Consider the following 19428-nt stretch of genomic DNA (forward strand, 5'->3'; position numbering starts at 1 on the left):
GAGGACGGCCATCGTCTTCCTCCAGTTTCGAGTTCAGGGGTTCGAGGGGGCCACCCGAATTGTCGGGTGGCCCACAACCATTTTTGCCTTGAATGGTCGGACCGTAGACGATCAGGGCACGACGGTGCGATCGCGGGAGGCAACGTGGCAGATCGTTTTCTACATCTGGTGCGACACGGTGAAGCCCTGGCCGACGGCCCGCTGACCGATCGCGGCCGGCAGCAGGCCGCGATGTTGGGACAGCGGTTGGCGTCACTCCCGATCAGAGCCATCCATCACAGTCCGCTGCTCCGTGCGGTGGAGACGACACGGGTGATCTGCGAGCACCTGCCTGGCGTCCCGGTCGAATCCTCGGAACTGGTGGGTGACTACATCCCGCCAGTTCCGGAGCCGCAGGCTCTGCCCGATGTGTACGCAAGGTTTCTCGACGGGGTCTCCGCCGAGGACTACGCGACGGGAGCGGAGCTGGCGAACGCCGCCATCCAGCGGTACGGCGTACCGGCCACGGCTGGCGGCGCCGACCCGGCCAGCCATGAGCTGATCGTCACCCACAACTTCTTCATCGGCTGGTTCATCCGGCACGCCCTCGACGCCCCCGAGTCGCGGTGGCTCGGCCTCAACCAGGGCAACTGTGCCCTGACCACGATCCTGTACCGCCCGGATCGCCCGCCAGCACTGGTGCTCTTCAACGACATGGGGCACCTTCCCGCCGCACTACGCTGGACCGGCTTTCCACCGGACCAGCACGTCTAGCCAGCTCGACACGTCGGCAGCCGACGACCGCGCACCGGCAGGCTGCCACGGTCGGTAGGCACAACCCCTCATCCGAGCCACCGTGAACCCGTGGGGGGAAGTAACTGTGCGACCGCTGGGCGCCGGTCAGGTAGCCTGGTCGCGCGGGCTGCTAGCTCAATAGGCAGAGCTGTGGACTTTTAATCCATAGGTTCAGGGTTCGAGTCCCTGGCGGCCCACTCGGGATCCATGGCGACCGTCCGCCGGCGCCGGTCTGGAGGCTCGGATGGACGACGTCGTCGGATGTCTGGCCTGCGACCTCACCGCAGGCCGGACATCCGTACCGGGCGGTCGCATCCAGCGGACGGCGCACTGGGTGGTCGAGCACTGCGTCGGTCCGCTCGGTGTGGGCACCCTGATCGTCAAGCCGCTGCGGCACGTCGTGCAGGTCGCCGAGCTGACCGATGGCGAGAGTTCGGAACTCGGCCCACTGCTGCGGCGGATGGCCGCCGCGGTGACGGCGTTGACGAGCCCGGAGCAGGTCTACGTGTGCCTGTGGTCGCACGCCGACGGCAGGCCCGGCCACATCCACTTCGTCGTCCAGCCGGTACGGCGCGAGGACATGGACGGCCACGACCGGTTCGGGCCGGCACTGCAGATGGCGATGTTCCAGGCCGGACAGACGCCTGATCCACGAGCGGTGACGGTGTTCGTCGAACGTTTACGTGACCACCTCGCGGCGGAGCCTTCCTGACCTGGTCGGGAGCATCCGGTCGTCGGGTGTGGAGCTCGCCGACAGTACCCAGGATTCGGGAGGCGTCCAGCCGTGCAGGAACCGCGTAGGGCCCGACAGCTCGGTATCGAGATCGGTGTGCTGCCGACGGGCGCCCACAACGCCATCACCGACGTCAGCGGTGTACGGGTCGGTCACACCACGATCGTGGCCGGCGACAGCATCCGTACCGGGGTGACCGCGGTCGTACCGGAGCAGTTGTTCACCCGGGCGGCGCTGCCGGCCGGGCTGTCCGTCGGGAACGGGTACGGCAAGATCGTGGGATCGACCCAGGTAGCCGAGCTGGGCGAGATCGAGACGCCGGTGTTGCTGACCGCGACCCTGTCGACGTTCCGGGTCGCGGACGCGTTGGTGACGTACCTGCTGGGGTTGCCCGGGCGGGAGGACGCGCAGTCGGTGAACCCGGTGGTCGCCGAAACCAACGACGGCTTCCTCTCCGACATCCGGGCGCGGCCGGTGACCGAGGAACACGTGCTCGCCGCCCTGCACGGTGCCACCGGTGGGCTGCCGGGCGAGGGGTGTGTCGGCGCCGGCACCGGCACCGGCGCCCTGGGGTTCAAGGCCGGCATCGGTACGTCGTCACGGGTGGCCACGACCTCGCGCGGAGCGGCGACCGTCGGTGTCCTCGTCCAGTCGAACTTCTCCGGCGTGCTGCGGGTGTGCGGGGTGCCGGTGTCGCGCGAGCGGATGGGCGTACCGGTGGCACCGGCGATGCCAGGAGCGGCGCCTGGGGCGGCCACGGAGCATCCGGGCAACTCCTGTGTCATCGTGGTCGCGACCAACGCCCGCCTGGACGCGCGCCAGCTCGGCCGCCTCGCCCGGCGCGCCATCTTCGCGATGGGGCGGGTCGGGTCGGACTTCACCAGCGGCAGCGGGGACTACGCGCTGGCGTTCGCCACGGCCGAACCGGGCCTGCCGGTGCTGCCGGAGGCCGATGTGGATCCGTTGTTCACCGCCGTCCTCGAGGCGACCGAGGAGGCGCTGCTGAACTCGCTGTTCATGGCGACGACCACGGTCGGGTTCAACGGCCACGTCAGGTATGCCGTCCCGCACGACAGGTTGCTCGCGCTGCTCGGTGAGCGTGGTGTGGCCCGTACGGGCTAGGACCACGTCCCCTCTTGGCCGGCCCACAGGCCGGCGAAGTGGCTGATCGGGCCGTTGCCGTGGCCGACCCGGAGCGCCGCGCCGTGGGTGATGCTCTCCGTCAGCCAGCGCTTCGCCCGGTCGACGGCATGCTCCCAGCCGGGTGCCTGCGGGCGCAGGGTCGCCAGCGCCGACGACAGCGAGCAGCCGGTGCCGTGGGTGTTGGTCGTCTCGATCCGTTCACCGGGGAACTCGAAGAGGTCCCGGCCGCCGGACAGCCGCCCGCCGGCGTCGACCAGGGCGTCGGAGGCCGACCCGTCGGCGAGATGCCCGCCCTTGGCCAGGACGGTGACGCCGTACGTGGCGGACACCCGGTGCGCCTGCTCGAGTACGTCGTCCCACCGGGAGACCGCGGGCTCGTCGGCGAGGACGGCGAGTTCGGGGATGTTGGGCGTGACGAGGTCGGCGTGCCGGACGAGGTCCCGGATCGCGTCGACCGCGCGCTCGTCGAGCAGCCGGTCGCCGCTGGTGGCGACCATGACGGGGTCGAGGACCACGACCGGCGGCCGCTGCCGGCGGAGCCAGTCGGCGACCGCCTCGATGATGGTCGAGTTGGCGAGCATTCCGATCTTCACGGCGTCGATCTCGACGTCGTCGCTGACCGAGTCGAGTTGTTCGGTGAGGAACTCGACCGGCGGGATGTGCACCGACCGGACTCCCATGGTGTTCTGGGCGACCAGGGCGGTGACCACCGCCATGCCGTATCCGCCGTTGGCGGCGATGCTCTTCAGGTCCGCCTGGATTCCGGCGCCGCCGGTCGGGTCCGTACCCGCGACGGAGAGGACGCGTGGTGTCTGCCGGTGGTCGGTCGGGTCAGTCGGGTGCATGGCCGCACGCCTTCCTGAAGGGAGCGGCGGCGCACCGGGCAATGGTGGACAGGCGTGGGCTCACCCGGACATCCCTTCGCTAGTACGAACTAGATCAGGTTCGACGGGTGTGATCTCAGCCCGCTCGAAGGGCGGGCACCCCGTGTCACTGCCGACATCGTATCCAGCCCGCGGGCCGGGTACGAGCAGTGAGACCGGGTGGCCCGGCTACGGGCGTCGCGACCGGCCGGGGTAGCGGATCAGCAGGCTCGCGTGCACCTCGTCGTCGCCGACCGCGCCGTAGACGTGGGGTACGTCGGAGATCCAGGTGATGTGCTGGCCGGTGCCGGCGAGGGCGGGCGCGCCGACGGGGCCGGCCCGGAGCAGTCCACTGAAGACGGTGACGTGTTCGGCCACCCCCCGCTGGTGTGCCGGTGAGGTCTGCGGTGGTCCGGGCGGCACCCGCATCCGGTAGAGCTCGAAGGTGACGTCGCCCTCGTCGAAGACCTGGAGCAGGGTCGCCTCGACCGCCGTACCGCGGATCGTCGCGGCATCCGTGCCGGGGGCGGCGAGTACGGCCGCCAGCGGAACCCCGAGTTCGGCCGTCACCGCGTAGAGCGTCTCCAGGGTCGGGTTGCGGGTGCCGTTCTCCAGGCCGGACAGGGTCGCCTTGCCGACGCCGGCGCGTCGGGACAGGGCGGAGAGGGAGACGCCCCGGGCCTCCCGGAGTTCGCGGACCCGCCGGCCGACCTCGGCGCCCTCGCCGCCTCCGTCGACCGCCGGTCGGCGGCTTGTACGACGCGAATCCATCCGGCTATGGTGCATGACCGGAGCGTTCCGTTTGCGGAACGGCCTGGTCATGGGGAGGACCGTCGATGGAACGCCTGGCGCAACCGGTGCTGGCCGGTGTGGTGACCGCCCTCGTCGGCTTCGCCAGTTCCTTCGCGGTGGTGCTCGCCGGGCTGCGCGCCGTGGGCGCCACCGAGCGACAGGCCGCCTCCGGTCTCTTCGCCCTCTGTGTCGTGATGGGGCTGGTGGCGATCTGGCTGAGCCTGCGCCACCGGCTGCCGATCAGTGTCGCCTGGTCCACCCCGGGGGCCGCCCTGCTGGTGTCGACCGGGGCGGTCGAGGGCGGGTTCCCGGCGGCCGTGGGCGCGTTCCTGGTCTCGGCGCTGCTCATCGTGGCGGCGGGCCTGTTCCCGGCACTCGGGCGCTGGATCGCCGCCATCCCGCAGCCGATCGCCAGTGCCATGCTGGCCGGCGTACTCCTCAGCCTCTGCATCGCCCCGGTCCGGGCGCTGATCGACGTACCGCTGATGGCGGCGCCGGTGATCCTCACCTGGGCGCTGCTGACCCGGTTCGCCCGCCGGTGGGCGGTGCCCGCCGCGCTCGTCGTGGCCGTCGTCGCGATCACGGTGTCCGGCCCGCCCGGCGGCCTGACCGGGGCGGCCCTGCTGCCGGTCCTCGAGTTCACCGCGCCGACCTGGAACGTGTCCGCCCTGGTCAGCGTCGCCCTGCCGCTCTTCGTCGTCACGATGGCCTCGCAGAACGTGCCCGGCATGGCGGTCCTGTCCAACTACGGCTACCGGGCGCCGCTGCGCCCGATCCTGGTCGGCACCGGGATCGCCAGCGGCCTGACGGCGCCCGCCGGTGGTCACGTCATCAATCTCGCCGCGATCACCGCCGCCCTGGTGGCCGGCCCGGACGCCCACCCCGACCGGGACCGCCGGTGGATCGCCGCGATGACGTCGGGCGTCGGCTACGTCGTACTCGGGCTGACGGCCGGGCTGGCGACGGCGTTCGTGTTGCTCTCCCCGCCGGTGCTGGTCGAGGCGGTGGCCGGGCTCGCGCTGCTGGGTGCGTTGGCCTCCGCCCTCGCCGCGGCGGTGGCCGCGCCCGAGGGGCGGGAGGCGGCGGCGGTGACCTTCGTGGTGACCGCGTCCGGCCTGTCGGTGCTGGGGATCGGGGCGGCGTTCTGGGGGCTGGTCGCCGGTGGGTTCATGCTGTTGCTGATGCGCAGCCGCAACCGCGGCGCCGCCGAGCCGCCCGCGCCGACGCCGACCACGACGCCGGAGCGCACCGAACCGCAGCCGGTGGGCGGCGCGGGCGGGCCGGTCAGCGTCCGGACGTCAGCTGATCCGTCCTGACCTTGAGCAGTACGACGTCGCCGGTCACCTCGGCGATCTGGTCGGCCGCCACGTAGTGGTCGGGAGTGCCGTCGACGCGCAGGTAGCCGGCCCGGAGCAGGCGGGCGGCGGCATCCGGGGGCACGTCCGGCGCCGCCGGTGTCTCGACCTCGGACAGGCCCTCACCGGCGCCGTCCGGCGGCGCCTGCACCGTCACCGCGTTGGGGTCGCCGGGCCGGGACGCGGCGACCCGGCCGATCTCCGCCCCGGTCGCGTCGACGACGCGCATTCCGGACTCGACCTCGGCGAACGGCGGATCGACTGGTGGTCGCATGGCGCCTCGGTACCCCGGGCGGATGCCGCCAAACCCGGCGGCCGCGCCCACCGGGCCGTCCCGTTCACCGCGCCGTCCCGTTCACCAGGCGGTCGGGCGGGCGGAGAGTTCCCGCCAGGTGCCGGGACCGTCGAGCAGGGCGCGTACGGCGTCGAGGGCGTCGTCCTCGCTGTCGAACTCGTAGAAGCGGGGGACGCCGTCGGCGCCCCCCGCGCGCTGCTCCACGTGCCACCGGTCGCCGTCGGCGCGAAGGTAGACGTCACGCCGGGCAAGTCGTCCCCACTTGCCGTTCCACCAGTGCTTTCGCTGTTCCATGCGCGGACCCTATCGAACAGGTGTTCGACAATGGCCGGCGCCCCGGCGTCAGCGCTGGGCCGGCGGCTGCTCCCGGTTGATCAGGCGGTCGAGGGCGTCGCCGTCGCGGCCCGGCGCCCGGCCGGCGGCGACCAGGGCGTCGCGGATCTCGGTGAGGAGCTTGACCTCCTCGCTCGGCGCCGCGGGCGGCGGCTCCTCGCCCCGCTTGCGCCGCTCGGCGAGCTTGTTCATCGGCATGACCACCAGGAAGTAGAGCACCGCGGCGGTGAGGAACAGGGTGATCGCCGCGTTGATGAACGCCGGCCAGTCGAACGGGATGCCCCGGAACTCGGGCGCGGTCTGTTCCAACCCGTCCCCGCCGGTGACCAGCAGGGTGACCACCCGGATCAGTGGTTCGAGGAACGACTTCGTGAACTGCGTCACCACCGCGGTGAACGCGGCGCCGATCACGATACCGACCGCCAGGTCGACGACATTGCCGCGCAGGATGAAGTCCTTGAAGCCCTTGAGCATTCCCAACCTCCGGGGAAGATTGCCGCTGTCGATCGACAACCTATGCCCGCAGTGGGGTCTCCAGGAAAGCACCCGCCTCGCGCGTCGCCCCTTCGGTGTCGCCGGCCCGGATCGCCTCGACCAGTGCCGAGTGGTCGACGTACCGGTCGGGGTGCAGCTCCGGCCCGATCGCCTCGGTCAGCGTGGCGCGCATCGCCGTACCGAACGAGGCGTACAGCTCGGCCAGCATCGTGTTGTGTGCCGCGGCCACGATCGTCGTGTGCAGGTCCGCGTCGGCGGCCACGAAGACCTCCGGCCGGCCGGACTCCCACGCGGCCTCCCGGGCCGTCAGCGCGGCGTCGAGCGCGGCGAGGTCTTCCGGCGTACGTCGTAGCGCCGCGAGCCGGGCCGCCTCGACCTCGAACGCCCGGCGTACCTCGACGGCCTCGGCGGCCCGGGCGGCCCGGACGACCTCCGGGGCCGCGGTGGGGGCCAGCCGGCGGGCGACCACACCGGACAGTTCGTCGGTCGAGGTGACGTAGGTCCCCGAGCCCTGCCGGCACTCCAGGACGCCGGCGTGCACGAGGGCCCGGACCGCCTCGCGGACCGTGTTGCGGCCCACGCCGAGCGACTCCACGAGTTGTGGCTCGGTCGGGATCTTGCTGCCGAGTGGCCACGCGCCGCTGGTCACCTGCTCGTTGAGCTGGTCGATGACCTGGCGGACGAGGGTCTGCCGGGCGCCGGCACGCGGCCCCGCCGGCGGCAGTGTCATCGGTTACAGCCTCGGCCGAAAATCATCCCATGATTGTATGGTCGCCGGTATGACCCCGCCACCCACCTCGCTCGCCGTGCCGGCTGCCCCTCGCGTGGAACCGCCGCCGGCCGCCCGTCGCGTGGAACCGCCGCCGACCGCCGTCGCCGGCCCGCCCGCCGACGGCAGCACCGGGAGCGGGCCGGCGGTCCGGGGCGGTCTGGTGATCCTGGTCGGCATCCTGCTCGTCGCGCTCAACCTGCGTACGGCGGTGACCAGCCTGGGCGCGCTCCTCGACGAGGTCCGGGTCGGGCTCGGCGCGTCCGGGGCGATGGCCGGCCTGATCACCACCATGCCGGCGATCGTCTTCTCCGTCCTCGGCGCGGCGACCCCGTGGCTGGTCCGCCGGATCTCGCCGGCCCGGCTGCTGGCCGTCGCGATGGCCGTCCTCGCCGCCGGGCAGGTGCTGCGGGTCCTCACCGGCAACCCGTACGCCTTCGTGGCGCTGACCGCCGTCGCGCTGGCCGGTGTCGCCATCGCCAACATCCTGTTGCCGATGCTGGTGAAGCAGTACTTCCCGGCCCGGGCCGGGCTGGTCACCGGGGCGTACTCGATGTCGCTGACCATCGGCACCGCGACCGCGGCCGCGGCCGCCGTGCCGGTCGCGCACGCGTTCGGCTCCTGGCGGGTCGGGCTCGGCGCCTGGGCGTTCCTCGCCGCGGTCGCGCTCCTGCCCTGGCTGCCGGCCGCGTTGCGGCGTACCCGGCCACCGGCCGCGACCGGTGCGGCCCCCACCGGTCGGATCCGGCCGGCCCGCACCCGGCTCGGCTGGGCCATGGCGCTCTACTTCGGGGTGCAGTCGCTGGGCGGGTACGCGGCGATGGGCTGGCTGGCGCAGATGTTCCGGGACGCCGGCTACTCGGCGCAGTACGCCGGTCTGCTGCTGGCGCTGGTCACCGCGTTCGGTATCCCGGTGGCGCTGATCATGCCCTCGGTGGCCACCCGGCCGGGGGCGCTGCGACCGGCGGTCCTCCTGCTGTCGACGGCGATGGCGGCCGGCTACCTGGGGCTGGCGTTCCTGCCGTACGAGGGTGCCCTGCTCTGGGTGGCCCTGCTCGCCATCGGACACGGCGCGTTCCCGTTGGTGCTGGCGACGATCGGCCTGCGGGCCCGGACGGCCGAGGGCACGGTCGCGTTGTCCGCGTTCGCGCAGAGCACCGGGTATGCCATCGCGGCGCTCGGCCCGCTGCTGGTCGGCATGCTCTACGCGGCGACCGGCGGCTGGCACCTGCCGATCGCACTTCTGCTGGTCGCGGTGGTCGTGCAGACGCTTGCCGGGCTGGCGCTGGCCCGGCCCCGCTTCCTGGAGGACGAGCCCGGCGCCGTGGCCGCCCGACCGCGGTGAGCGGCGGTCAGCCCGCGGCGGGCTTGGCGGTGCTGCCGTCGGCGACCGCCTCGGCCACCGTCGGATAGGTCTGGAGCACCTCGACCAGGCCACTGACCTCGAGGATGCGCAGCACGCCGCGCTGCGGCGCGGCCAGCCGCACCACCCCACCGGTCTCGTCGCAACTGTTCTTCGCCCGGACGAAGACCGACAGGCCGGTCGAATCGCAGAACGAGACCTCGGCGAGGTCGAAGACCAGCCGGTTACGGCCCTTGTCGAGCAGATCGGTGATCTGGTCCTGCAGTTGCGGCGCTGTCGCCATGTCGAGTTCGCCCGCGACCGACACGACGACCAGATTGCCCTGTTGCTCCGTGTGCACCGTCAACGACATCCGCGACCTCCCGCTTATCGTCCGAACGTTACTCCACGATCGGCCATCCGTCCCAGATGGGGCGGGGCGTCCGGCGGGGCGGAAGTGACCGGTGATGACGTCCGGCAAAATCATTGATGTGTAGCAACTAACGCCGCAGGGTGCGGTGATAGAGTCCGCCCGGTCCGACCCGGTCGTTCGTCGGCGGGTGACCAGGGAGCGAGGGAGGCACCGATGCCACTGGACGCGGACGCGAGTGGCCGGCTGGCCGCCCTGCTCACGCAGCACACCGAGCGGATCGTCAACCGCTGGACCGAACTGGTGTCCGCCTCGCTGCGCGGGCGGCAGAGCCGGGCCGAACTCCATCGGCAGGTGGAGGATCTGCGCCGCGGCCTCCAGGCCGCGCTCGACGCCGGCGGCGTCGACCTCGGCGCCGAATCCGCCGGCGAACTGCGGGCCGTGCTCGCCGACCTGTCCCGCAGCCGGGCCCGCCAGGGCTTCAGCGCCACGGAGACGGCGGTCAGCGTCTTCGCGCTGAAGGAGGTCCTGCTCGACCTGATCGACGTCCAGAACGCGGATCCGACCAACCTGCGGGACTACGTCGCGTTCGGCGCCTTCGTCGACCAGATGGGGCTGTTCACCTTCGAGACGTACGCCAAGGCGCGCGAGGAACTGATCGCCGACCAGGCCGAACAGTTGCTCGAACTGTCCACCCCGGTCGTCAAGCTCTGGGAGGGCGTCGTCGCGGTACCGCTGGTCGGCACCCTCGACTCGGCCCGGGCCCAGGTGGTGATGGAGCGGCTGCTCCAGACGCTGGTCGACACCGGCTCGCCGTACGCGATCATCGACATCACCGGCGTTCCGGCCGTCGACACCCAGGTCGCCCAGCACATCCTCAAGACCGTCGTCGCCGCCCGGCTGATGGGCGCGGACTGCATCATCTCCGGCATCCGCCCGCAGATCGCCCAGACGATCGTGGCCCTGGGCATCGAGTTCGGCGACATCGCCACCAAGGCCACCCTCGCCGACGCCCTGCGACACGTGCTCCGGCTGACCGGGGTCGAAGCCGGCCGCCGTGCGGCGCGGAAGGCACACTGACGTGGAACGCGTACCGGTTCTGAAGATCGGCGACATCCTGCTGGTCTCGATCCAGATCGACATGCAGGACCAGACCGCCGTCCAGCTCCAGGAAGACCTGGCCGAGCGGATCGTGCAGACCGGCTGCCACGGCGTGATCATCGACATCACCGCCCTGGACATCGTCGACTCGTTCGTCGGCCGGATGCTCGCCACGATCGCGTCGATCTCCAAGGTGCTCGACGCCGAGACGGTCGTGGTCGGCATGCGGCCCGCCGTGGCGATCACCCTCGTCGAGCTGGGCCTGTCGCTGAACGGGATCCGCACCGCGCTCAACGTCGAGCGCGGCATCGAACTGCTCGCCCGGTCCGACGACGAACTCGAGTACGACGACGAGGACATCGACTCGACCGAGGCCGAGCCGGTGGCGAAGTCGCCATGACCGCCGGGCTCGAGACCGGCCAGACCCAGACGCAGACGATCGCCGCGGACGAGGACGTCGTACGTGTCCGGCAGCTGGTGCGTACGGTCGCGGTGGCGGTCAAACTCTCCCTGGTCGACCAGACCAAGCTGGTCACCGCGGCGAGCGAACTCGCCCGCAACACCCTGGTCTACGGCGGCGGCGGCGCGGTGTCGGTCACCGTGGTCGACAACGGCCGCCGGCGCGGAATCCAGATCGTCTTCGCCGACGAGGGGCCGGGAATCACCGACCTCGACCTGGCACTGACCGACGGCTACACCACCGGCGGCGGGCTGGGCCTGGGCCTCAGCGGCGCCCGCCGGCTGGTCGACGAGTTCGACATCGAGACCGCGGTGGGCCGAGGCACCCGCGTCACGGTGACCAAATGGTCCCGCTGATCGGAGCAACCGTGGCGAACCCGGAGAGACTGGGCGACGAGGGTGTCTGGTTCCGCGTCGAGGAGCCCAGCAGCGCCAGCGCCGTACGGCGGGCCGCCGAACGGCTCGCCGGCCAGATCGACCTCGGCGCCGGCCCCACCGCCGCGCTGGCCATCGCCGCCGCCGAACTGACCAGCAACCTGGTGAAGCACGCCGACGAGGGTGTGCTGCTGCTGCGCCCGGTACGCGCCGACGACACCGCCGGGATCGAGATCATCGCCGTGGACTCCGGGCCGGGCATGGCCGACCTGGCGCACTCCGCCCGTGACGGCCACTCCACCGCCGGCACGCTCGGCATCGGCCTCGGTTCGATCGCCCGCCAGGCGAGCTGGTTCGACGCCCACAGCGTGCCCGGGCGCGGGACCGTACTCGCCGTACAGGTGTGGCCCGGGCCGGTGCCAACCCCCGCCTGGGCCGGTGGCGTCATCCGGCCGCTGACCGGCGAGACGGTCAGCGGAGACGGCTTCGCCGTCCGGGTCACGCAGGGGCGGCACCAGCTCCTGGTCTGCGACGGGCTCGGGCACGGGCCGCTCGCCGCGGCCGCCACCGCCGCCGCGATCTCCGCCTTCCACACCGCACCGGCGGTGCCGCCGGCCGCGCTCGTCGAGCATCTGCACCGGGCGATCGGCCACACCCGGGGCGCCGCGCTCGCCGTCGCCGAACTCGACGCCCCGACCGCCGTCGTCCGCTACGCCGGGCTGGGCAACATCGCCGGTGTGGTCATCGACGGGGGCAACCGTCGGGGCATGGTGTCGATGCCCGGCATCGCCGGTCACCAGCGCCGCGTCGTCCGTGAATACGAGTACCCGCTGCCGCCCACCGGGGTGGTGATCATGCACTCCGACGGGGTCGCCGACCGGTGGCGGGTGGACGACTATCCCGGCCTGCTCACCCGGGCCCCGCAGCTCATCGCCGCGACCATGCTGCGCGACGCCGGCGTACGGCGGGACGACGCCTGCGTACTCGTCGCCCGGACACCCTGATGAGCGGCCCGGACGCCTGGACGAACGGCCCGGACCGCGCGGGGTCGCCCGAGGCCGACCCCGCGCTGATCCTGGCGATGACACTCCGGGTCGAGCAGGACATCTTCGTCGTACGTCAGCGCGGCCGCGAGGTGGCCGACGCCGTCGGATTCGAACACCAGGACCAGATCCGGATCGCCACCGCGCTCAGCGAGGTGGGCCGGCTCCTGTTGTCGTGCGGCAGTCCCGCCGACGTGGCATTCTTCGCCCAGACAGGAGATCTTCGACCGGTACTGCGGATCGAGGTGCGATCGGGCGCGACGGTACGGGTCGGCGACCTGCCCGGCGGGCACCTCGCCGCGGTCGGACGATTGGTGGACACGTTGGAGATGGACGACGACGGGACGGCCGCGGTCGTACGGATGTCGCGCCGCTTCCCGACCACCGCGCCGCCGCCCAACCCGCAGCGGATCGCGGAGTTGCGTGCCGAACTCGAGCGCAGCCTGCCGGGGACCCCGCTCGACGAACTGGCCGTACAGAACGAACAGTTGCTTGCCGCGCTCGAGCAGGTACGCACCCACCGCGACCACCTGGCCCGGCTCAACGAGGAACTGGAGGAGACCAACCGGGGCGTGATGGCGCTCTACGGGCAGCTCTCCGAAGAGCTGGAGGAGACCAACCGCGGCGTCGTCGCGCTCTACGCCGAGCTGGACGAGAAGTCGTCGCAACTGCGGGCCGCCAGCGAGGCGAAGAGCCGGTTCCTGGCCAACGTCAGCCACGAACTGCGGGCACCGGTCACCGCGATCATCGGGCTCGGGCGGCTGATGGCCGATCCGGCCTCGGACCCGCTGACCCCGCAGCAGGAGACCCACGTGGAGCTGATCCGGTCGTCGGCGGCAGACCTGCTGTCGCTCGTCAACGACCTGCTCGACCTCGCCAAGGCCGAGTCCGGACGGATCGAGCCCCACTGGTCCGACATCGACCTGCGGATGGTGTTCGGCCAGTTGCGCGGCACCCTGCGGGCCCTGACCACCCCGGACGTACGGCTGGAGGTCGAGGACCCGCCGGCGCCGTCGATCATCCGCTCCGACGAGGTGCTACTCACCCGCGTACTGCGGAACCTGCTGCACAATGGGCTGAAGTTCACCGAGCGCGGCGAGGTCCGGATGCGTGCCGAGACGGTGGCCGGCGGCTGGCGGGTGTCGGTCGTCGACACCGGCCCGGGCATCCCTGCCGAGCTGCACCAGCGGATCTTCGAGGAGTTCTACCAGGTGCCGGGCACTGCGAAGCCGGGAACAGGCCTCGGCCTGCCGTACGCGCGACGGTTGGCGACCCTGCTCGGCGGATCGCTGGAGCTGACCAGCGAACCGGGGCACGGCAGCACCTTCACCCTCTTCCTGCCCACCGTCGGCGACGGGGCCTGACCGGTGGACACCGAAGCGGCGACCGTGCTGGTGGTCGACGACAGCGTCACCAAGCGCTACCTGCTGGTCAACTGGCTGACCCGGGCCGGCTACCAGGTCGTCGAGGCGGAAACCGGCGGCCAGGCGCTGGCCATGGTCGGCGAGCTGCCGATCGACCTCGTCGTGCTCGACGTACGGCTGCCGGACATGAACGGGCTCGACGTCTGCGAGAAGATCAAGTCTGATCCGCGGCACGGCGCCCTGCCGGTCATCCACGTGTCCGCGCACGCCGTCGACGTCGTCGACCGGGCGCAGGGACTGACCCGGGGCGCCGACGCCTACCTCGCCGAACCGATCGAGCCCGAGGAACTGGTCGCCACCGCCCAGGCGGTGCTGCGCTACTACCGGGCCCGGCAGCGGGCCGAACTGCTCGTCCGCCGGCTCAGCCTGCTCGCCGACACGACGCTCGCGGTCAACTCCGCGTCCACGCTGCTCCAGCTGCTGGAGGCGGCCGCCGCCGGGGCCGCCCGGATCTACGGCTCGCCGGCACTGGTCGCCGCCGAGAGCGGCGACGGCGAATGCCTGGCCGCGATCACCACCGGACCCGGCTCGGAGCCGTGGGTGCGTCCCTGGAAGGTCCAGGAACCAGACGTCTCGGTCGGCTCCAGCGTGCGCGAGGAGCCGTGCGACCGGTGGGCGGTGCTGGACTGGCCGGAGGAGAAGGTGGCGGTCGCCTCGGCGCGGCTGCGGGCCGACCGCCCCCCGCTGTACGTCGTGGTGCCGGCGAGCGGGCCGCTGCCCGGTGTGCCGGTGCTCGGCCAGCTGGCGCAGGCGGTCGCGGCCGCGGTCGAGGCGCAGCGGTCGTACGACGAGGAACACCGCATCGCGATCACCCTCCAGCGCAGCCTCCTGCCCCGCCACATCCCCGAGATCGCCGGCCTGGACCTCGCCGTACGGTACGAGCCGGCGAGCGCGCAGACCGAGATCGGTGGCGACTTCTACGAACTGGCGATGATCGGCGAGCAGTTGCTCGTCGCGATCGGCGACGTCGCCGGACACTCCCTGCACGCCGCCACGGTCATGGCCGAGGTACGGCACGCCGTCCGGGCGTACGCGGTGGAGGGACACCAGCCGGGGGCCGTCCTCGAACGCGTCGACGAGTTGCTACGTACCCTGCTGCCGGGCGAACTGGCCACGATCTGCCTGCTGCTGCTCGACCCGGAGACCGGGCGGATCCGGATGGCCAGCGCCGGTCACCTCCCGCCGCTGCTGGTGACCGACGGGGGCGTCGACTACCTGGAGCGGCGCGCGCCGCTGCTCGGCGTACGGGCCGGGCGCCCCGACGACCTGGAGTTCACCCTGCCGCCCGGGGCGACCCTGGTGCTCTACACCGACGGGCTCGTCGAGCGGCGCGACGCCGACATCGACGAGGGGATGCGGGCGTTGGCGACCTGCGCGACGACGGTCGAGCCGGACCTCGACCGGTTCTGCGACCGCCTGCTGGTCGAGCTGGCCGCTCCCGAGATCCACGACGACATCGCGGTCGTCGCCGTCCGCCGGCACTGACGTCACTCGGTACGGACCGTGACCCCGGGCGAATCCTTCGAGCTGTGCAGCCGGAGGCGGACGATCCGGGCGTCCGGCGGGATGTCGTAGACGAGCACGCCGGTCACCTGGTTGCCGGGATTCAGCGGGCCGGGGAGGACCTGCTGGTCGATGCTGACGAGCGCGCCGGCACTACTGTCCGCGCCGAACTGCTTGTCCGTCGGGCCGTACGCCTTCTGGAGGCTGTCGGAGAACGTGGCCGGGCGGTCGCCGACGTTGCGTACCACCAGGTCGACGAGGCAGAACTGGCCGGCGGCGCTCTGGCTGACGAACAGGTCGCCGATCCGCCCGATGCCGCACTCCAGGCCGGTCACCCGGAACTCCAGGTCGCCGTCGCGTACCGGCTGGTTGATGCCGACCGTACGCCCGCCACGGTCGCGCGCGTCGTTGTAGATGTCGCGTCCCCAGATCAGCGCGCTCACCACCACCCCGACACAGCAGCAGAGGAGTACGACGGCCACGATCGTGATGATCAGGGCGAGCCGGCCGCGGCGTTCCGGGGGCGGCTGGTGGGGTTGGCCGTACGGGGGTGGCAGGTCGGGAGGTGGGGGAAGGTCGGGCGGCGGGAGCGGGGGCGGGCCGCCGCCGAGTGGTGGTGCGGAGGCCGCGGTCTCCGGTGTGGACCAGTCCGGTGGCCGGTTCGGTCCGGCCGGACCGGGTACGGGCCCGGACGGGCTGCCGCCGGGCGGGCCGGGCTGGCCGGGTGCGGACGGGCCGGGCTGGCCGGGTGCGGGGCCGGACGGGGTGGTCGGCCCCGGCCCGTCGGCGGGCCGGGATTGGTCGCCTGGCCCGGGACGGCTGGCCTGCCCCGGGTCGGTCGGGTCGCTGCCGGCCGGATCGTGCCTGCTCATCGCGGTCCCCCGAATCGCGCGCTTTGCCCGATTCTAGGCTCAGGTGGTCCGGCTATCCCGTGAAACGGTTCCAAGGCGGCGGCCCGGTCCACGCGGGCCGGACTGGACCGCGCGCCGGCCCGGCGGGCGCCCGCATAGTGGTGGGCATGCGACTGGTGACCCTCGACGAGATCAGAGCCGCGGCCACGTCGGTCGACGGCGTGACCCTGCGTACCCCGCTCGTGCCCTGCCGGTGGGACGACGGCCTGGCGCTGAAGGCCGAGAGCCTGCAGCCGGTCGGGTCGTTCAAGCTACGCGGCGCGACCCACGCCGTCGCCTCGCTGACCCCCGACGCCCGCGCCCGCGGGGTGGTCACCCACTCGTCCGGCAACCACGGCCAGGCCCTCGCCTATGCCGCACGTGCCGCCGGGGCGCCCTGCACCGTCGTCATCCCCGACGGCGCCCCGACGATCAAGGTCGACCAGGTGCGCGCCCTCGGCGCCACCGTGGTGATCGTCCCGCCGGCCGAGCGGCTCACCGAGGCCCGGCGGCTCGCGGCGGAGGGCGGGCTGACGCTCGTCCCGCCCTTCGACGACCGGTCGGTCATCGCCGGCCAGGGGACCGTCGGGCTGGAGATCCTCGAGCAGGCGCCCGACGTGGAGGTGGTGCTCGTGCCGGTCGGTGGCGGCGGGCTGGCCTCCGGGGTCGCCACCGCCGTCAAGGCGCTGGCCCCGCACGTCGCCGTGGTCGGCGTCGAACCCGAGTACGCGGCGGACGCCCGCGACTCGCTCGTCGCCGGCGAGGTCGTCGTCTGGGACCTCGCGGACACCTACCGGACCAGTGCCGACGGGCTGCGCACCAACCTGTCCGAACTCACCCTCGCCCACCTGAGCCGGCATCTCGACGGGATCGTGACCGTCACCGAGGACGAGATCCGGACGGCCAACGCCCGGCTGGTGCGCGAGGCGCGCCTGGTGGTGGAGCCGAGCGGGGCGGTGACCACGGCGGCCCGGATGTTCCGGGCGGACGAACTGCCCGGTGGCCGTACGGTCGCGGTGGTCAGCGGCGGCAACATCGACCCCGCTCTTCTGGCCACCCTGGCCACCCTCTGAACGCCCGCGATCTTGCACTTGTCGCCCGACAAACAGGGCGAACGGGGGAGACAAGTGCAAGATCGCGGGGGAACGGTCAGGCCGGCGGGAGCAGGTGGTCGAGGATCCAGGCGTTGACGAACGCCTCTTCCTTCCACGCGTCGTAGCGGCCGCTCGGGCCGCCGTGACCGGCACCCATCTCGGTCTTCAGCAGGTAGGAGCCTTCCGGGGCGACCGCCCGCAGCCGGGCCACCCACTTGGCCGGCTCGTGGTAGAGCACCCGGGTGTCGTTGAGGCTGGTGACCGCCAGGATCGCCGGATAGTCCACCGCCGCCACGTTCTCGTACGGCGTGTAGGACTTCATGTAGGCGTAGACCTCCGGGTCCTGCAGCGGGTTGCCCCACTCCTCCCACTCGGTGACGGTGAGCGGCAGCGACGGGTCCAGGATGGTGTTGAGCGCGTCGACGAAGGGCACCTGCGCGACGATGCCGGCGAAGGCGTCCGGCGCCAGGTTGGCGATCGCGCCCATCAACAGCCCACCGGCCGAACCGCCCCGCGCCACCAGTCGGGCACTCGACGTCCAGTCGCTCTTCACCAGGTGCCGGGCCGCCGCCACGAAGTCGGTGAAGGTGTTCTTCTTGGTCAGCATCTTGCCGTCCTCGTACCAGCGACGGCCCATCTCGCCGCCGCCGCGGACGTGCGCCACCGCGAAGATCACCCCACGGTCGAGCAACGACAGCCGGGCCACCGAGAACCACGGGTCCATGCTCGCCTCGTACGAGCCGTAGCCGTAGATCACGCACGGCGCGGACCCGTCGCGCGGGGTGCCGGCCCGGCAGACCAGCGAGACCGGGATCCGGGTGCCGTCGTCGGCGAGGGCCCACTCGCGGTGCTGCTCGTAGTCGGCCGGGTCGTACGGCCGCCCGTCCGGGCCGGGCAGCACCGGCTTGCGCCGGCGCAGGGTCAGCCGGCGGGTCACCAGGTCGTAGTCGTAGATCGAATCGGGGGAGACCAGCGAGGTGTACGACAGCCGGACGGAGTTGGTGTCGTATTCCGGGTTGGCGGACAGTCCGACGCTGTAGATCGGCTCGGGGAAGTCGATGTCGAAGGTGTCGGTGCTGCCGATCGGCAGCACCCGCAGGCCGGTGAGGCCGTCCTTGCGCATCGAGACGACCAGGTGGTTGGCGAAGGCGTCGACCGACTCCAGCCGGGTGCCGGGGGAGTGCTCGATCATGGGCACCCAGTCGCCGGGCGCGTCGGCCGAGGTGTAGGCCAGCGCGAAGTCCTCGGCGCCGTCGTTGTGCAGGATCAGGAACCGGTGCCCGTGGTGCTCGACGGAGTATTCGACGCCCTGCCGGCGCGGTGCGACGACGATCGGCTCGCCGGTCGGGTCGCTCGCCGGGATGACCCGTACCTCGCTGGTGAGCTTGCTGTGTACGTCGATGACGACGAACTTCTCCGAGCGGGTCAGCTCGATGCCGACCCAGAAGCGCTCGTCGGTCTCCTCGTAGACGACGACGTCGTCGGCGGCGGGGCTGCCGACCGCGTGCCGCCAGACCCGGTGCGGCCGCCACGCGTCGTCGACGGTGATGTAGAACAGCGTGGAGCCGTCGGCCGACCAGGCGCTGCCGTAGAACGTGTCGGGCACCTCGTCGGGCAGCACCTCGCCGGTCCGCAGATCCTTGATCCGCAAGGTGAACCGCTCGTCGCCGGCGAAGTCCGTCGAGTATGCCAGCAGGTTGCCGTCGGGGCTGAGGTCGAAGGTGCCGAGCGCGAAGAAGTCGTGGCCTTCGGCGAGGGCGTTACCGTCGACCAGGATCTCCTCGCCGTCGAGCGGCGCCCCGTCGTCGGGCATCGGCGGATCGGTTTCGCCGTCGCGGATCGCCCGGCGGCACTGGATGCCGTACTGCTGGCCCTCGACGGTGCGGGTGTAGTACCAGTACCCGCCCTTGCGGGTCGGCACCGACAGGTCGGTCTCCTGGGTGCGCTGCCTGATCTCGGCGAACAGCGTCTCGCGCAGGGCCGCCAGGTGGGCGGTGCTGGCCTCGGTGAACTCGTTCTCCGCCTTCAGGTAGGCGATCGTCTCCGGATCGTCCTTGCGGGCGAGCCAGGCATATTCGTCGATGACGGTGTCGTCGTGGTGGGTGCGCTCGGTGGGCACCCGCTTGGCGACGGGGGCGGCGGTGGCGGGCGTCTCAGTCGTCACGACGGCCACGTTACCGCCCGCCGTCGCCACCACACGTGCCGCGCACGCGGGCCCCACGCGTTCGCCCCGGCGGGCGTACGTCCGTTGCGACTCGTTCGAACATGTGTACGA

At 72.1% G+C, this 19428-nt stretch carries 22 protein-coding genes, 1 tRNA gene and 1 riboswitch; of the genes, 14 read left to right on the forward strand and 9 right to left on the reverse strand.

Translation table 11 applies throughout. The features are described from left to right. From AB0I42_RS24845 to AB0I42_RS24865, 5 genes are all read left to right on the forward strand, one after another. A partial coding sequence (locus AB0I42_RS24845) for a hypothetical protein (protein ID WP_357540543.1) occupies nt 1–205 on the forward strand: 205 nt, incomplete at its 5' end. Next, nucleotides 169–753 (forward strand): histidine phosphatase family protein, encoded by a 585-nt coding sequence (locus AB0I42_RS24850; protein WP_357540545.1) that lies wholly within the window; start codon nt 169–171, stop codon nt 751–753. The genes AB0I42_RS24845 and AB0I42_RS24850, both read left to right, overlap by 37 nt. Nucleotides 754–898: 145 nt before the next feature. Next, nucleotides 899–971 (forward strand) — tRNA-Lys (locus AB0I42_RS24855). A 47-nt stretch (nt 972–1018) separates the two neighbouring features. Further along, nucleotides 1019–1486, forward strand: a complete 468-nt coding sequence (locus AB0I42_RS24860; RefSeq protein ID WP_357540547.1) for a hypothetical protein — start codon at nt 1019–1021, stop codon at nt 1484–1486. 72 nt (nt 1487–1558) lie between these two features. Continuing rightward, nucleotides 1559–2629: a P1 family peptidase gene (locus tag AB0I42_RS24865; RefSeq protein ID WP_357540549.1), complete on the forward strand. Its 1071-nt coding sequence runs from the start codon at nt 1559–1561 to the stop codon at nt 2627–2629. Here the strand turns inward: AB0I42_RS24865 and thiD are convergent. Both thiD and AB0I42_RS24875 read right to left on the reverse strand, forming a co-directional pair. Then, nucleotides 2626–3495 carry a bifunctional hydroxymethylpyrimidine kinase/phosphomethylpyrimidine kinase gene (gene thiD / locus AB0I42_RS24870; protein WP_357540551.1) on the reverse strand — a complete coding sequence of 290 codons (870 nt, stop codon included), beginning with the start codon at nt 3493–3495 and terminating at the stop codon, nt 2626–2628. The genes AB0I42_RS24865 and thiD overlap by 4 nt on opposite strands. Before the next feature lie 54 nt (nt 3496–3549). Then, nucleotides 3550–3648, reverse strand: a riboswitch (TPP riboswitch). A gap of 54 nt (nt 3649–3702) precedes the next feature. Further along, a complete protein-coding gene (locus AB0I42_RS24875; protein WP_357540553.1) occupies nt 3703–4284 on the reverse strand; it encodes an XRE family transcriptional regulator in 582 nt (193 codons plus the stop codon). Between the two features lie 65 nt (nt 4285–4349). Here AB0I42_RS24875 and AB0I42_RS24880 point away from each other — a divergent pair, with 65 nt between their 5' ends. Then, the gene (locus tag AB0I42_RS24880) at nt 4350–5621 is read left to right on the forward strand and encodes a benzoate/H(+) symporter BenE family transporter (RefSeq protein ID WP_357540555.1); all 1272 of its coding nucleotides are present in this window, start codon (nt 4350–4352) and stop codon (nt 5619–5621) included. On the opposite strand, the gene AB0I42_RS24885 is transcribed toward AB0I42_RS24880, so the two are convergent. The 4 genes from AB0I42_RS24885 to AB0I42_RS24900 form a co-directional block, all read right to left on the reverse strand. Next, nucleotides 5590–5934, reverse strand: coding sequence for a hypothetical protein (locus AB0I42_RS24885; RefSeq protein WP_357540557.1), 345 nt, complete (start codon nt 5932–5934; stop codon nt 5590–5592). The genes AB0I42_RS24880 and AB0I42_RS24885 overlap by 32 nt on opposite strands. Before the next feature lie 81 nt (nt 5935–6015). Further along, nucleotides 6016–6249: a hypothetical protein gene (locus AB0I42_RS24890; RefSeq protein ID WP_357540559.1), complete on the reverse strand. Its 234-nt coding sequence runs from the start codon at nt 6247–6249 to the stop codon at nt 6016–6018. A gap of 48 nt (nt 6250–6297) precedes the next feature. Then, a complete protein-coding gene (gene mscL, locus AB0I42_RS24895; RefSeq protein WP_357540561.1) occupies nt 6298–6762 on the reverse strand; it encodes a large conductance mechanosensitive channel protein MscL in 465 nt (154 codons plus the stop codon). 40 nt (nt 6763–6802) lie between these two features. Beyond that, entirely contained in the window at nt 6803–7513 is a 711-nt protein-coding gene (locus tag AB0I42_RS24900; protein WP_357540563.1) for an FCD domain-containing protein, read from the reverse strand. A 49-nt stretch (nt 7514–7562) separates the two neighbouring features. On the opposite strand from AB0I42_RS24900, the gene AB0I42_RS24905 reads away from it, so the two are divergent. Next, on the forward strand, nt 7563–8897 hold the full coding sequence (locus tag AB0I42_RS24905) for an MFS transporter (protein WP_357540565.1): 1335 nt from the start codon (nt 7563–7565) through the stop codon (nt 8895–8897). A 7-nt stretch (nt 8898–8904) separates the two neighbouring features. Here the strand turns inward: AB0I42_RS24905 and AB0I42_RS24910 are convergent, their stop codons facing one another. Beyond that, nucleotides 8905–9267 (reverse strand): STAS domain-containing protein, encoded by a 363-nt coding sequence (locus AB0I42_RS24910; RefSeq protein ID WP_357540567.1) that lies wholly within the window; start codon nt 9265–9267, stop codon nt 8905–8907. Between the two features lie 213 nt (nt 9268–9480). On the opposite strand from AB0I42_RS24910, the gene AB0I42_RS24915 reads away from it, so the two are divergent. From AB0I42_RS24915 to AB0I42_RS24940, 6 genes are read left to right on the forward strand one after another with little or no spacing between them, the layout of a single operon-like run. After that, nucleotides 9481–10344, forward strand: a complete 864-nt coding sequence (locus tag AB0I42_RS24915; RefSeq protein ID WP_357540569.1) for an STAS domain-containing protein — start codon at nt 9481–9483, stop codon at nt 10342–10344. A gap of 1 nt (nt 10345) precedes the next feature. Beyond that, the gene (locus AB0I42_RS24920; protein ID WP_357540571.1) at nt 10346–10765 is read left to right on the forward strand and encodes an STAS domain-containing protein; all 420 of its coding nucleotides are present in this window, start codon (nt 10346–10348) and stop codon (nt 10763–10765) included. Further along, entirely contained in the window at nt 10762–11181 is a 420-nt protein-coding gene (locus AB0I42_RS24925; protein ID WP_357540573.1) for an ATP-binding protein, read from the forward strand. Before AB0I42_RS24920 ends, AB0I42_RS24925 begins: the two co-directional genes overlap by 4 nt. After that, complete coding sequence (locus AB0I42_RS24930) at nt 11169–12203, forward strand: SpoIIE family protein phosphatase (RefSeq protein WP_357540575.1); 1035 nt, start codon at nt 11169–11171, stop codon at nt 12201–12203. Before AB0I42_RS24925 ends, AB0I42_RS24930 begins: the two co-directional genes overlap by 13 nt. Beyond that, a complete protein-coding gene (locus AB0I42_RS24935; RefSeq protein WP_357540577.1) occupies nt 12203–13606 on the forward strand; it encodes an ATP-binding protein in 1404 nt (467 codons plus the stop codon). Before AB0I42_RS24930 ends, AB0I42_RS24935 begins: the two co-directional genes overlap by 1 nt. 3 nt (nt 13607–13609) lie before the next feature. Beyond that, nucleotides 13610–15151 carry a fused response regulator/phosphatase gene (locus AB0I42_RS24940; protein WP_357540579.1) on the forward strand — a complete coding sequence of 514 codons (1542 nt, stop codon included), beginning with the start codon at nt 13610–13612 and terminating at the stop codon, nt 15149–15151. A 2-nt stretch (nt 15152–15153) separates the two neighbouring features. Here AB0I42_RS24940 and AB0I42_RS24945 read toward each other — a convergent pair whose 3' ends face one another. Next, nucleotides 15154–16041, reverse strand: a complete 888-nt coding sequence (locus AB0I42_RS24945) for a DUF4352 domain-containing protein (protein ID WP_357540581.1) — start codon at nt 16039–16041, stop codon at nt 15154–15156. Between the two features lie 146 nt (nt 16042–16187). On the opposite strand from AB0I42_RS24945, the gene AB0I42_RS24950 reads away from it, so the two are divergent. Further along, nucleotides 16188–17132, forward strand: coding sequence for a threonine/serine dehydratase (locus tag AB0I42_RS24950; RefSeq protein ID WP_357540583.1), 945 nt, complete (start codon nt 16188–16190; stop codon nt 17130–17132). A 76-nt stretch (nt 17133–17208) separates the two neighbouring features. On the opposite strand, the gene AB0I42_RS24955 is transcribed toward AB0I42_RS24950, so the two are convergent. After that, nucleotides 17209–19317 (reverse strand): S9 family peptidase, encoded by a 2109-nt coding sequence (locus AB0I42_RS24955; RefSeq protein WP_357540585.1) that lies wholly within the window; start codon nt 19315–19317, stop codon nt 17209–17211. Nucleotides 19318–19428: the final 111 nt, after the last annotated feature.

Origin of the sequence: Polymorphospora sp. NPDC050346 (assembly GCF_040655695.1) — a bacterium.
GTDB classification, from domain to species: Bacteria; Actinomycetota; Actinomycetes; order Mycobacteriales; family Micromonosporaceae; genus Polymorphospora; species Polymorphospora lycopeni.